The following is a 12,737-nucleotide window of genomic DNA, read 5'->3' as shown; positions in this document are numbered from 1 at the left end:
CCGTCCTCAGACCTTGCGCTTGTGCGTGCCGATCAGGGCTTCGAGCATTCCGACTTCCTCATTGGTCAGATCCTTCAGCGGCGCACGCACCGGACCGGCATCGAAGCCCTGCAGGCGCACGCCAGCCTTGATGGCGGAGACGGCGTAACCCTTGGCGCGGTTGCGGATCGCCATGAACGGATAGAAGAATTCCGTCAGGATACGCTCGCAGGTGGCGCGTTCGCCGGCTCGCAGGGCGGCGTAGAACTCATTGGCAAGACCGGGAACGAAGTTGAAGACGGCCGAGGAATAGGTGGTGAAACCAGCGCCGAGATAGGCTTCGGCAAACAGTTCCGCCGTCGGCATGCCACCGAGATACATCAGGCGGTCGCCCATCTTGGCGGTGATCTGGCGAACGAGGCCGATATCCCCGGTGCCGTCCTTGAAACCGACGAGGTTCGGGCATTCGTCGCAGAGACGCGCCAGCGTATCCGCCTGCAGCACGGAATTGTCACGGTTGTAAACCATGACGCCGATGCCGACCGATTGGCACACCTTCTTGATGTGGGCGTAAAGCCCTTCCTGCGGCGCATCGATAAGGTAATGCGGCAGAAGCAGGATGCCGTCTGCGCCGACCTTTTCGACCGAGCGGGCAATATCGACGGCGATCTCAGTGCCGTAACCGCAACCGGAAACGATGGCGGTTTCACCGGCCACATCCTTGGCGGCGGAAACGATAGTCGGAATTTCATCCGGTTTCAGCGAGAAGAACTCGCCCGTACCGCCGGCGGCAAACAGCACCGGCGCCTTGTAACCGGCGAGCCACTCCACATGCGCCCTGTAGCTATCAGCGGCGAAACGACCCTCGGCATCGAAATGGGTGACCGGGAAGGACAACAGACCGGAGCCGAGCGCCGTCTTGATTTGTTCGGGGTTCATCATCGAAATTCCTCTGCAAGTTCACTGACTGAACGTCACCTAAGCTGCTCGCCATAGATTTGTCAACAATTCATCATACAAGTTATATGATGAATTTTGAAAACTGGCGCGGATCAGCGCGCCAGCCAGCCACCATCGACATTCAGAATGGCGCCATGCACATAGTCCGCCGCCGCAGATGACAGAAAAACCGCGGCCCCGGCGATGTCTTCCGAGCGCCCCCAGCGGGCGGCCGGGATGCGCTCGAGAATGGCCTTGTTGCGGGTCACATCGGCGCGTAGCGCCTCGGTATTGTTGGTTTCGATATAACCGGGCGCAATGGCATTCACATTGATGCCCTTGGCGGCCCATTCATTCGCCAGGAGTTTGGTTAGGCCGGCGACACCATGTTTCGCCGCCGTATAGGACGGCACGCGAATACCGCCCTGAAAGGAAAGGAGCGAAGCGATATTGACCACCTTGCCGGACCGGCCTTTCGCCAGCAGCTCTTTCGCAAAAGCCTGGGTGGTGAAAAACAGCGCCTTGAGATTGACGTCCATCACCTCGTCCCAGTCGAGTTCTGAGAACTCGACTGAATCGGCACGGCGGATGATACCGGCATTGTTGACGAGAATATCGAAACCGGCGCCGGCAAAACTGTCCTTCGCCGCCAGCGGATCGGCAAAATCGATGGACAATGCGCTGGCCTTGCCGCCGTCACTGGCGATCATCTCCAGCGTTTCATCCGGCGCGCGGCGGGCGGCGCAGACCACCTCCGCACCGGCCGCGGCGAGCCCAACCGCAATCGCCTGGCCAAGCCCCGTATTCGCGCCGGTGACGAGCGCCTTACGCCCCTGAAGCGAAAAGGGATTCTTCATTTCAGGTCTCCCGGCTGAATGAAGTCCATGTCGGTGTAATCGACATTGTCGCCCGCCATGGCCCAGATGAAGGTGTAAGAACCGATGCCGGCGCCGGAATGGATGGACCAGGGCGGGGAAATCGCGCCCTCTTCATTCGAAATGAACAGATGCCGGGTCTCCTGCGGCTCACCCATCAGATGCAGCACACGGGACTTCTCATCCATGCCGAAATAGAGATAGGCCTCCATGCGACGGTCATGAATATGCGAGGGAACGGTGTTCCAGACGGAACCGTCCTCCAGCGTCGTATAACCCAGCACCAGCTGGCAGCTTTCCATGACCAGCGGATGGATGAACTGGTTGATGGTGCGCTTGTTGGAGGTTTCGGTCGCGCCGAGCTTGACCTCTTTGCTGCTGGCCAGCGTCACGAGCTTCGCCGGCAGTCTGCGATGCGCCGGGCAGGAGGTGATGTAGAATCGCCCTGCCCCGTCAAAGGTCACCGCGCCGCTGCCTGCACCGAGATAAAGCACGTCACCGCGATTGAGGGTGTAGGTCTCGCCGCCGGCGCTGACCGTTCCGGTCTCGCCGATATTGACGATGCCCATCTCGCGCCGGTCGAGGAAGGACGGTGTTTTGGTTTCTTCCACCTTGTCCAGCGTCAGCGGCGCACCGTTCGGCACAGCACCGCCCATCACGAAGCGGTCATAATGGGTATAGATCAGCCTGATTTCGCCGGAACGGAACATGTCGTTGGCGAGGAAATGCCGACGGAGCCCTTCGGTATCCAGCGTTTTTGCATATTCCGGGTTCACGGCCTGCCTTGTTTCAACGGTCAACATCAAACTCATCCCTCATGATTGTTGCGTATAGCACATAATATATGTTATCCGCTTTTTGTACGATCTGTATGACAAGGTCAAGGGGTGAAGCCATATCTCGACCGCATCGGAGACGTGCAAGCGCTAAGGGAGACTGGCAATGAAACGGCTTCTTGTTACCGGTGCGGCAGGCCAACTCGGTCGCATGATGCGTCAACGTCTCGCGCCAATGGCGGAGATTTTGCGTCTTGCCGATCTCGCCCCGCTCGATCCGGCTGGGCCTAACGAGGAATGTGTGCAATGCGACCTGGCCGATGCGGCAGCCGTCGACGCTATGGTGGCCGACTGCGACGGCATCGTGCATCTGGGCGGCATCTCCGTGGAAAAGCCCTTCGAGCAGATTCTCCAGGGCAATATCATCGGGCTGTATAATCTCTATGAGGCCGCCCGCGCCCACGGCCAGCCGCGCATCATCTTCGCCAGTTCGAACCATACGATCGGTTATTACCCGCAGACGGAGAGGCTTGGACCGGATGTTCCCTTCCGCCCGGATGGGCTTTACGGCGTCTCCAAATGTTTCGGCGAGAGCCTTGCCCGCATGTATTTCGAGAAATTCGGCCAGGAGACCGCGCTTGTCCGCATCGGCTCCTGCACGCCGGAACCCCTTAATTACCGCATGCTGTCCACTTGGTTTTCGCATGACGATTTCGTCTCGCTGATCGAGGCGGCGTTCCGCGCCCCCGTGCTCGGCTGCCCCATCGTCTGGGGGGCGTCGGCCAACGATGCGAGCTGGTGGGACAATTCGCATCTCGGCTTTATTGGATGGAAACCGAAGGACAATGCCGAGGCCTTCCGCCGGAAGATTGCCGAAACGACGCCGCAGCCGGACGCGCGCGACCCGATTGTCCGCTTTCAGGGTGGCGTGTTTGTCGACAACCCGATCTTCAAGGAGACGTGAAATGTCGCACGGACGTTTCCCGCTAAAACGGCGGGATTGCATGCCAGGCCGCGAATGACGTATCGAGGAACGGTGCACGCAACCGACATTTTTTAGAACGGCGACCAAGATGACAAAAGCGACAAGCTCCGAACCGACACCTCCACAAGGCAGAACGCTTGTGGTGAAGGTTTCGGAGGAACTCCGCAGCCAGATCGCCAAGGGCCGTTACAAGACGGGCGAACGTCTGCCCTCCGAAGCGCAGATGACGCAGGAATTCGGTGTCAGCCGTACCGTGGTGCGCGAGGCGGTTGCCTCGCTGCGCTCCGACGGTCTGGTCGAGCCGCGTCAGGGCGCCGGCGTCTTCGTGCTGGAGCCCGCCCCCGTGGAGCGGCGGCCGTTCCACAATGTCGATCTTGCGCGCGTCTCCTCGCTGATCGAAATGCTGGAATTGCGCACCGCCGTCGAAGGTGACGCCGCCGGTCTTGCCGCCATTCGCCGCTCGCCGGCGCAGGAGGAAAAGATCATCGAGGCCTTCGATGCCTTCCGCGCCAGCGCCACCAGGGGCGTGCCGACGGCGGAAGCCGATTTCGCCTTCCATCTCGCCATTGCCGAAGCGACCAACAATCCCCGCTTCAGCGAGTTTTTGCAGGTGCTCGGCCCCACCCTCATTCCGCGCCGCGCCGTGGCCGAAAACGGCGCGGAAACCGTGCTTTCGCCCGCCGATCTCGCCCGACTCGTCGGTGAACACGAAGCGATCCTGATCGCGATACAGGACGGCGACGAAGAGGCGGCGCGCAGCGCCATGCGCAGCCACCTGAAAAGCAGCCAGACGCGTTATCGCTCCATGCTGCGCGCGCCGCGCTGAGATCGCCAGTTAAAACCGCATTGCATGACCGAGGAGAACGATATGCAGCAGCTTCCGACCTTCCCCACCGTTTCCCCCGACGATGGCGTGGAGCGCACCGTGCTTTCCGAAGCGCCGGAATTGATGGTGGTCTCCTTCCGCTTCAAAACCGGCGCCGAAGGCAGGCTGCATAGCCATCCGCATGTGCAATCCACCTATGTCGCCAGCGGCAGCTTCCGCTTTTACCGCGACGGTGAGGCCTACGATCTTCAGAAGGGCGACAGTCTCGTCATTCCCGGCCATATCGAGCATGGCTGCCTGTGTCTGGAAGAGGGCGAGCTGATCGACTGCTTTACCCCGCGCCGCGACGATTTCCTCTGATCCGGCGCTCAGTTCGCCGATAAATCCCGCAGGGTGCGTGGCAGGCTGTTCATGCATTCCGCGCCGGAGGCGGTGACGAGGAACTGGTCCTCGATCATCAGCGCGCCCAATCCTTCGCCATAAAACGGCGCTTCAACCGCAACGACCATGCCGGGAAGAATGATTTCCGGATTGTCATGGGAAAAGAACGGCCATTCCTCGATGCCCACGCCGCCGCCGACGGAATGGCCGAAATGGCCGCGATAATATTCGCTGAAACCATCGCTGCGCATCGAGGCCAGCATGGCGGCGTGCACCGCACCGAATGTGTTGCCGGGACGAAGCACTTCCAGCCCCCGGGCAAAGGCCGCCTCCAACGCGCTGAAAACATCAGCGGCCAGCGGCGAGACCGGCCCCCACGAAAAACTCCGCGCGCCATCCGATGAATAACCGTCGACCAGCGTGCCGACATCGGCCTTGATGAGCGCTCCCGGCGTGACAACCGCCGCCATATCCGACAAAGCGGGTCCGACGGATATGTAATCCCAATGGCCGCTCAGCGAAAATCCGGAATTTACGGCATGGGCATGTGCGCCAGCCTTCCAGGCAGCAGAAAGCCCGCCGAGCTCCGCACCTGGCCTGACGGCAGCGGCCATCGCGACCAGCCCTGCCTCAGCCGCGGCCGCCGCGCGCCGCAGAAGCTCGATCTCACGCTTGGATTTCACGGCGCGCAGATGGCGCAGCACGGGCGATCCGTCAACCCATTCGACATCGGGCAGCGCCTCGCACAGCGCCAGAAAATCGGCGGCGGGCATGAATTCTAGGTCTGCGCCAATGCGCGCGCCCGACAGTCCGCGCTCCCGCAGCAGGTCGGCCAGCAGGCCGAAACAGGCGGCGCGGTCGAATGTCTCCGGTCTCGGGCCACCGGAGTTGTTGCGGCGATAGGCGTCGTCCACCTGCGCGATGGTTTTGACTTGCGACAGATCGACCATGTCGATCCAGATGCGATGGCAGCGCAGATCGATCTCCGGCGCGGCCTTTCTCACAAGCGGAGCGGCATGATCGCTGATGACAGCGGCAAGCCGCGCATGGGCATCGGCCGGCACCAGCGCAATTGCCGAACCCGCCCTGCCCCACATGGTCGCGACACCGGCATGGACGCCGACGGCATAACGGAAGGCTTCGGGTTGGAAAAGTACAAGCGCATCTATGCCCGCCTCCCGCATCAGCTGCTGGGCACGGCTTCGGTCGACATCGCTCATGGGAACCCCGGTGATTGTTTGGCTGCCGTGTTTCGCGACACGTTTATGGACCTACGCTTTAGCAGTCACCGGGAGAGGAATGAAAGTGGAAGATGACATCTCTATGCCGAGTATTGTCAGTTGCGCGAGCGCTTCCCGCTTGTTCTTCTCCCCGCCGGGGAGAAGTCCGCGGCAGCGGGATGAGGGGGCAAGGGTAGAGTTATCCGGAGAGCTGGCCCCCTCATCCGACCCTTCGGGCCACCTTCTCCGCGGCGGGGAGAAGAAACGGGCGACAACATCTTGCCCAATATCGTTGAGGCGGTGGATAAACCCGCCGCCTCATTACTTTTCACGCCTCCAGCCACTTCACCTGCTCGGCTGTCAGCCTGATATCCAGCGCCGAAAGACTGTCCTCCAGCTCCGCAATCGTGCGCGGCCCGATCAACGGAATGACCGGGAAAGGCTGGGCGATGACATAGGCGAGCGCGATATGGATCGGGTGCCGCCCAAGTTCCTGGGCAAGCTCGATCGCCCTGTCCCGGCGAACGAAATTGCGGTCGGAATACCAGACGCGGACGATTTCTTCATCGTCCTGCTTGTCCCGCCCGGCACGCTCGGTGAAGAAACCGCGCCCCTGGCTGGACCAAGCGAAGTTGGGGATCTGACGCTGTTGCAGCCATTCTTTCCACTCGTCATCCGATGCAGCGACGCAGCCCGCCCAGATAGGGTCGAGCATTTCCGCCAGCGAAAAATTGTTGGAAAGCGCGGCCGGCGCCTGCTTGCCGTTCTTCGCAGCATAGGCGGCCGCCTCATCCATACGTTCGCGTGTCCAGTTGGAGCCGCCAAAAATGCCGCGAATGCGCCCGCGCCGGACTTCGGCATCCATGGCGTCGACGAACTCGCCGACCGGAACCTCCAGATTATCGCGATGCATGAAATAGGCATCGACATAATCCGTCTTCAGCCGCGCGAGCGACTGATCGAGCTGCTTTGCGATCATATCAGGATAGCAGAGCGGCGAATGTGCGCCCTTGCCGATCAGCACGATCTCTTCGCGCGGCACGTTGCGGCTGGTGTGCCAGTCGCCGAAAATCGTCTCCGTCCTGCCTGCGCCATAGACATAGGCCGTATCGAAGAGGTTGCCGCCCGCTTCATAGAAGGCATCCAGCGTCAGCGATGCGGAGGCGAAATTGGGGAAGAATTCGAAACCGAGCGCGACCACGGAAGCGGGTTTGGCAAGGCCCGGAATCTGCCGCTTCGGCACTGCGTTTCCGGCCACGACCTTGCCGCCGGCAATATTCGCGACGCGCGACGTTGCTTTTTCAACGCTGTATTCAAGCCCGACGGAAGCCCGCCATTGATCCATGACACGCAGATTGCCGAGGCTGTCCGCCCAGGCCATGCCGGGTACGTCGAATTCCTTTTTGCCATGCCGGATCGCCTCGCCGGCCGCGTCGACCTCGAAGGAATAAAGCCAACGATCCTCCGGCAACTCGATGGTTTCCACCTTGTCGCCCCTGATAATATCGATCCGCCCGGTGCCGCCCTTGTGGCCGGCGGCGAACCAGAAATCCTTGACCTCGATACGGCCCTCCGAGCCGATGATGCGCAGCACATTGTCCTGCGCCGCCATGATCGAGCACGAAACTTCGGCGACAATGCCGTTTGCGAATTTCAGCACGGCCGAGGCCCATTCATCGACGCCCGACTGGCCAAGATGGGCGACGCCCGCCACCTTTTCCGGTTCGGCGAAGGGTTTTCCGTCCACGGCGCCGGCGATCAGCCGCACCATGGAAACCGGATAACCGCCGACATCGAGAATGCCGCCGCCCGCCGTTTCATTGGCGAAAAGCCGGTGATCGGCCCGGAACGAGCCCATGTTGAAACCGAAGCTGGAGCGGATGATGCGGATATCGCCGATGGCGCGGGCTTTCACGAGTTCCAGCAATTTCGACGTCTGCGGATGCAGGCGATACATATAGGCTTCGCCGGCGAAAACGCCGGCCTTTTTCGCCTCGTGGAAAATGGCGTCGGCATCATAGGCTGAGAGCGCGATGGGTTTTTCCACCAGCACGTTCTTACCCGCCCGGATCGCCTTGATCGCCCATTCGGCATGGCCGGTGTGGGGTGTGGCGATGTAGACGGCGTCGATATCGGGATCGGCAAGCAGCGCATCGTACCCATGGATCACACGCGCACCGGCAAAGGCCTCGGCAAGGCCGGGCCTGTCCGGATTGCGTGTGGCGATGGCCTCTAACCTGCCGGTTCGGGAATGGGCAATGCCATCGGCAAAAGTTCTGGCGATGGTGCCCGGGCCGATGATGCCCCAGCGGATCGGTTGTTCGGTCGTCATGAAATCCTCGTCCTTCATATCAGTCTTGGGTGCTTGGGAAAGGGTTCAGCGCAGGCGGTCGCCCTTGCTGTCGAAAAGGAAAGCCCTGCGGGCGGAAAGGCCGACAGTCAGTCGGTCGCGATTGCCGACATCGCGCGATTCCGGCCGCTCGATGATGAGCTGCTCGCCGCCTTCGGTCCGGGCATAGACATAGCTGGTATTGCCGAGATGTTCGGCGACATCGACATGAACGGTGAGATCGGCATCGCCCGCGTCCGCATCGGCAAAATGTTCGGGCCGCATGCCGAGCGACACTCTGGCTCCCTCGTTCAAACGGGCCGTGACCGGCAGGCTCAGCCGCACCGTAGGATCGCTGTCGAGGGAGAGCGTGACGCCCTCCGCGCTGCTGCCGACGATGGTGGCGTCGAGAAAATTCATCTTCGGCGAACCGACGAAACCGGCAACGAAACGGTTGGCGGGATCGTCGTAAAGATCGAGCGGCGCGCCGACCTGCTCGATATTGCCCGCCCGCAGCACGACGATCTTGTCGGCAAGCGTCATCGCCTCGGTCTGGTCATGCGTCACATAGATCATCGTGGTGCCGAGCTGCTTGTGCAGCCGCGAGATTTCCACGCGCATCTGCACCCGCAATTCCGCATCGAGGTTCGACAGCGGCTCATCGAACAGGAAGACCTGCGGTTCGCGCACGATGGCGCGGCCGATGGCCACACGTTGGCGCTGGCCGCCGGAAAGCTGTTTCGGGCGTCGCTCCATCAGCTCGTTGATCTGCAGGATTTCCGCGGCGCGTTTGACCCGCTTTTGCGTATCGGCCTTGGGGTTACCGTTCATTCTGAGCCCGAATGAGAGGTTTTCGGCCACCGTCATATGCGGATAAAGCGCATAGGACTGGAACACCATGGCAATGCCGCGATCGGCCGGATCGGCATCGCTGACCGTCTTGCCGCCAATCACGATATCGCCACCGGAAATATCCTCCAGCCCGGCGATCATTCTGAGAAGCGTGGATTTGCCGCAGCCGGAGGGGCCGACGAAAACGACGAATTCCCCGTCTTTCACCTCCAGATTTGCGCCATGGATCACCTCCAGCGCGCCATAACGCTTCACAACGTTTTTGAGCGAAAGTTCCGCCATGCGGCCTCCCCTTACTTGACTGCCCCGGCGGAAATGCCGGCGATGAAGTGGCGCTGCAAAGCCACGAAAACCACGAGGATGGGTGCGGTGAGCAGCACGGCCCCCGCCATGATGCCGCCCCATGACACTTTGGTCAGCCCGATGAGGGTGCCAAGCGCCACGGGTGCGGTCATCATTCCTGGGCGGGAATTGATGAGAAGCGGCCAGAGGTAATTGTTCCACGAGGCCAGGAAGAGAATGATCGACAGTGCCGCCATGGTGGGCCGTGCCAGTGGCAGGGCGATGCGCAGGAAAATCTGCCATTCCTTGACGCCCTCCACCCTTGCCGCATCGAAAAGCTCGGTCGGCATCATCGAGAAGGATTGCCGCATGAACAAAACGCCGAGGGAATTGAACAGCGGCGGCACGATCAGGGCCACCCAGGTGTTGGCCAGCTTGAATTCGCGCGCCACCATGATGAACTGCGGGATAACGACAACGGCAAAAGGCAACGTAATGGTCCCGAGAATGATGGCGATCACCACCCTGCGTCCGGCAAAGCGGTAACGCGCCAGTGCCCAGCCCGCCATGGAGGTCAGGAACACCGAAAGAACTGTGTAGATGACGGCAACGGTGATCGAGATGAACATGGCCCTGAGGAAATTGGTATCCGCCTGCAGGTTGTTGAAATTCTCGATGAAGTTGGTGGAGGGCGCCAGCACGATATCAGGGCTGAAAATGCCGTAATCCGGCATGGTCGAGAATACGAACATCATCCACAGCGGAAACAGCCAGACGATGGCAAGCGGCGTCAGCGCCGCATGCAGGGCGATCTTCTGCCAGAAAAGCGATCTCGATTTCGATCTCATTTCGGCTCCCTCCCGACCCAGAGATTGAGGAGTGAAATGGCGATAGCAAGCGCCGCCATGGTGTAGGCAATGGCCGAGGCGTAGCCGAAATTGAGCGACGTGAAGCCTTGGCGATAGAGGAACAGCCCCAGCGTTTCCGTGCCGCCGCCCGGCCCGCCCCTGTTAGTGATGAGGAAGGGTTCGGCAAACAGCTGCATGGTGCCGATGACCGACAGCACGACGCAGAACAGGATGATGGGTTTAAGCAACGGCAGGGTGATATAAAAGAACTGCTGCCGCTTGCTGACCTTGTCCAGCGTCGCCGCTTCATAGACATCGCCAGGAATGGATTGCAGACCGGCCAGGATGATGATGGCGTTATACCCCGCCCAACGCCAGGTGACGGCGATGATGACGAGCGCCATGGCCGCATTGGCATTGTCGAACCACGAGACGGGCGAAAGGCCGACGGAGGTGATGAGCTTGTTAATGATGCCGAAATCGGCGCTGAACATCAGCCGGAAAACCGCCGCATAGGCTACCTCGCCGACAACGACAGGTGCAAAGAAGGCAAAACGGTAAAGCGGCCGTGCTTTCAGCAGCGGCGAGTTCAAGAGCACCGCCATGACGGTGGCGAGCGCGATCATGACTGGCACCTGAATGACCAGAATGATCAGCGTATTATAAAGCGCATTATAAAAGGCCGGATCGGAAACGAGCCGCCCCCAGTTCATGGAGGGCGCGAACCGCCATGGGTTGATGCGGGTATTCTGGAACGACAGCATGAACGAGCTGATGATCGGCCAGACCCAGAAGGTGGCGAAAATCAGGAGATAGGGCGCAAGGAACGCATAAGCGATCCTGTTCCTAGACGGCATGACGACCTCCAGAAGCCGGACGATGGCCGGATAAATGGAAAAGCTTGAAAGAGCTTCCCCCGTTGAGGGGAATGCTTTTGCACAACGGTGCCACTGGTTTCTTCTTCCCGAGGGGGAGAAGGTGGCTCGAAGGGTTGGATGAGGGGGCTAGCTCACCGGATATCGCTACCCTCGCCCCTCATCCCGCTGCCGCGGACTTCTCCCCCTCGGGGAGAAGAAACGTGCAGCACCCTCTCGGTCCATAAAACAGCCGCCGGCTTACTGCGCTACGGGGAGCCCCGTCGCCGTTTCGATCTGCTTTGCCGCATCATCGAGCGCCGCCTTCGCATCGGGAAACCCACCCGCGAAATATTTGGTCTGCGTCGCCTTGTAGATCGCATCCGCATCCGACTGGAACGCCGTGCCGCGGCTCGGCACGATCTTCGGCAGTGTGGCGAGAATATCGGTCCACACCGCCTGCCCGCCCCAATAGGGCTGTTTTTCCTTGACGAAAGGATCGTCGATGGCAGACAGCAGCGAGGGAACGAGGCCGAAGGATTTCAACATCGTCACCTGCCCTTCATTGGTGGTGAGCGCGTAATCGATATATTTCCACGCGGCTTCCTTGTGCTCGGATGTCGAGCTGATCGCCAGCGACGAACCGCCGAGATTGGCGGCATGCGGACCGTCCGGCGTCAGGCTCGGCATCAGATAGACGCCCCATTTGCCGGAGAGATCGGGAGAGCCGGAGCGGATGGTGCCCTCGTACCAGGCGCCATACATCTGGCTTGCGGCCCTGCCGGCGGTATTGGCCTGAATTTTTTCATCCCAGATCGCCGCCGTGATGATGCCGGCGTCTTTCATCTCCTTGACCTTTTCGAGGGTCGCGACACAGGCGGGCTGGTTGATGGTGATAGTCTGGCCATCGGTCGAAAAGTAACCGCATCCCTGCTCGTTGGCGATCATGCGAAACCATTCGCTATCGCCGTTAAAATCGGCCTGCGCCATGACGGTGCCGGGATTGGCGGCCATGACCTTCTTGCCGGCGGCGATGAAATCGTCCCAGCTCTTGATGGTCGCCGGATCGACGCCTGCTTTTTCATAGAAGTCACGGCGGTAGAACACGGCCACCGGACCGGAATCCCATGGAACCGCATAGGCGACACCGTCAACCTCCAGTTCCGTGCGCTTGAAGTCAGGGAAAAGTGCCTGTTTCTCGGGCGTATAGCCAAGTTCGGTCAGATTGGCGAAACAATCGGGAAAGCGGCTCCAGAACAGTTCGGCCTCAAAATTCTCAATGGTGACGATATCAGGAAGACCATCGCCGCCGGCTGCGCAGGCAGCCAGCGTTTTGTCAAAAACCTGATCGTTTCCAAGGTCTTCAACGACGATCTTGATATCCGGATTCTGCTTGTTGAAGCCTTCCACCGTGGATTTCAGCGCGGAAGCCGCGACATTCCAGCTCCAGATGGTGACGGTTTCGGTTTGCGCGAAAGCCGGAGCTGCGAGAAGCAGCATGGCCGTAGACGCGCCAAGAAATTTCAAGCACATTGAAAACCTCCCTTTTTCAATTGCCGTTCTTCAGCGAACATGGGCACATTAGCGGCGG

The 12,737-nt window shown here is 60.5% G+C and carries 12 protein-coding genes; 3 read left to right on the top strand and 9 right to left on the bottom strand.

Features of this window, described 5'->3' with window-relative positions:
- Positions 1 to 6 precede the first annotated feature (6 nt).
- The 3 genes from kdgD to kduI form a co-directional block, all read right to left on the bottom strand.
- Positions 7 to 918 carry a 5-dehydro-4-deoxyglucarate dehydratase gene (kdgD, locus tag PL599_RS02670; protein WP_269824078.1) on the bottom strand — a complete coding sequence of 304 codons (912 nt, stop codon included), beginning with the start codon at positions 916 to 918 and terminating at the stop codon, positions 7 to 9.
- A gap of 113 nt (positions 919 to 1,031) precedes the next feature.
- Positions 1,032 to 1,775, bottom strand: a complete 744-nt coding sequence (gene kduD, locus PL599_RS02665) for a 2-dehydro-3-deoxy-D-gluconate 5-dehydrogenase KduD (protein ID WP_269824079.1) — start codon at positions 1,773 to 1,775, stop codon at positions 1,032 to 1,034.
- Entirely contained in the window at positions 1,772 to 2,596 is an 825-nt protein-coding gene (kduI, locus tag PL599_RS02660) for a 5-dehydro-4-deoxy-D-glucuronate isomerase (RefSeq protein WP_269824080.1), read from the bottom strand. The genes kduD and kduI overlap by 4 nt, the downstream gene beginning before the upstream one ends.
- 139 nt (positions 2,597 to 2,735) lie before the next feature.
- On the opposite strand from kduI, the gene PL599_RS02655 reads away from it, so the two are divergent.
- The 3 genes from PL599_RS02655 to PL599_RS02645 all read left to right on the top strand — a co-directional run bounded on the left by PL599_RS02655 (position 2,736) and on the right by PL599_RS02645 (position 4,740).
- On the top strand, positions 2,736 to 3,533 hold the full coding sequence (locus PL599_RS02655) for an NAD-dependent epimerase/dehydratase family protein (RefSeq protein ID WP_269824081.1): 798 nt from the start codon (positions 2,736 to 2,738) through the stop codon (positions 3,531 to 3,533).
- Positions 3,534 to 3,642: 109 nt separating this feature from the next.
- The gene (locus tag PL599_RS02650; protein ID WP_269824082.1) at positions 3,643 to 4,380 is read left to right on the top strand and encodes a FadR/GntR family transcriptional regulator; all 738 of its coding nucleotides are present in this window, start codon (positions 3,643 to 3,645) and stop codon (positions 4,378 to 4,380) included.
- A gap of 42 nt (positions 4,381 to 4,422) precedes the next feature.
- A complete protein-coding gene (locus PL599_RS02645; RefSeq protein WP_003522691.1) occupies positions 4,423 to 4,740 on the top strand; it encodes a cupin domain-containing protein in 318 nt (105 codons plus the stop codon).
- A gap of 8 nt (positions 4,741 to 4,748) precedes the next feature.
- Here the strand turns inward: PL599_RS02645 and PL599_RS02640 are convergent, their stop codons facing one another.
- From PL599_RS02640 to PL599_RS02615, 6 genes are all read right to left on the bottom strand, one after another.
- The gene (locus PL599_RS02640; protein WP_269824083.1) at positions 4,749 to 5,981 is read right to left on the bottom strand and encodes a M24 family metallopeptidase; all 1,233 of its coding nucleotides are present in this window, start codon (positions 5,979 to 5,981) and stop codon (positions 4,749 to 4,751) included.
- 328 nt (positions 5,982 to 6,309) lie between these two features.
- Positions 6,310 to 8,313 carry an aldo/keto reductase gene (locus tag PL599_RS02635; protein ID WP_269824084.1) on the bottom strand — a complete coding sequence of 668 codons (2,004 nt, stop codon included), beginning with the start codon at positions 8,311 to 8,313 and terminating at the stop codon, positions 6,310 to 6,312.
- A gap of 45 nt (positions 8,314 to 8,358) precedes the next feature.
- A complete protein-coding gene (locus PL599_RS02630) occupies positions 8,359 to 9,444 on the bottom strand; it encodes an ABC transporter ATP-binding protein (protein WP_269824085.1) in 1,086 nt (361 codons plus the stop codon).
- 11 nt (positions 9,445 to 9,455) lie between these two features.
- The gene (locus PL599_RS02625) at positions 9,456 to 10,292 is read right to left on the bottom strand and encodes a carbohydrate ABC transporter permease (protein ID WP_077984220.1); all 837 of its coding nucleotides are present in this window, start codon (positions 10,290 to 10,292) and stop codon (positions 9,456 to 9,458) included.
- Positions 10,289 to 11,149, bottom strand: a complete 861-nt coding sequence (locus PL599_RS02620; protein ID WP_065656190.1) for a carbohydrate ABC transporter permease — start codon at positions 11,147 to 11,149, stop codon at positions 10,289 to 10,291. Before PL599_RS02620 ends, PL599_RS02625 begins: the two co-directional genes overlap by 4 nt.
- A 258-nt stretch (positions 11,150 to 11,407) precedes the next feature.
- On the bottom strand, positions 11,408 to 12,679 hold the full coding sequence (locus PL599_RS02615) for an ABC transporter substrate-binding protein (RefSeq protein WP_269824086.1): 1,272 nt from the start codon (positions 12,677 to 12,679) through the stop codon (positions 11,408 to 11,410).
- Positions 12,680 to 12,737: the final 58 nt, after the last annotated feature.

This window comes from Agrobacterium sp. ST15.16.055 (genome assembly GCF_027956555.1).
Classification (GTDB): Bacteria; Pseudomonadota; Alphaproteobacteria; order Rhizobiales; family Rhizobiaceae; genus Agrobacterium; species Agrobacterium salinitolerans.
Note: the sequence above shows the minus strand (reverse complement) of the source record. Positions and strands in the feature narration are given on the sequence as shown.

Coding starts and splice junctions, on each gene's coding strand:
- kdgD (WP_269824078.1), bottom strand. CDS start 918: ATGAACCCCGAACAAATCAAGACGGCGCTCGGCTCCGGTCTGTTGTCC.
- kduD (WP_269824079.1), bottom strand. CDS start 1,775: ATGAAGAATCCCTTTTCGCTTCAGGGGCGTAAGGCGCTCGTCACCGGC.
- kduI (WP_269824080.1), bottom strand. CDS start 2,596: ATGTTGACCGTTGAAACAAGGCAGGCCGTGAACCCGGAATATGCAAAA.
- PL599_RS02655 (WP_269824081.1), top strand. CDS start 2,736: ATGAAACGGCTTCTTGTTACCGGTGCGGCAGGCCAACTCGGTCGCATG.
- PL599_RS02650 (WP_269824082.1), top strand. CDS start 3,643: ATGACAAAAGCGACAAGCTCCGAACCGACACCTCCACAAGGCAGAACG.
- PL599_RS02645 (WP_003522691.1), top strand. CDS start 4,423: ATGCAGCAGCTTCCGACCTTCCCCACCGTTTCCCCCGACGATGGCGTG.
- PL599_RS02640 (WP_269824083.1), bottom strand. CDS start 5,981: ATGAGCGATGTCGACCGAAGCCGTGCCCAGCAGCTGATGCGGGAGGCG.
- PL599_RS02635 (WP_269824084.1), bottom strand. CDS start 8,313: ATGACGACCGAACAACCGATCCGCTGGGGCATCATCGGCCCGGGCACC.
- PL599_RS02630 (WP_269824085.1), bottom strand. CDS start 9,444: ATGGCGGAACTTTCGCTCAAAAACGTTGTGAAGCGTTATGGCGCGCTG.
- PL599_RS02625 (WP_077984220.1), bottom strand. CDS start 10,292: ATGAGATCGAAATCGAGATCGCTTTTCTGGCAGAAGATCGCCCTGCAT.
- PL599_RS02620 (WP_065656190.1), bottom strand. CDS start 11,149: ATGCCGTCTAGGAACAGGATCGCTTATGCGTTCCTTGCGCCCTATCTC.
- PL599_RS02615 (WP_269824086.1), bottom strand. CDS start 12,679: ATGTGCTTGAAATTTCTTGGCGCGTCTACGGCCATGCTGCTTCTCGCA.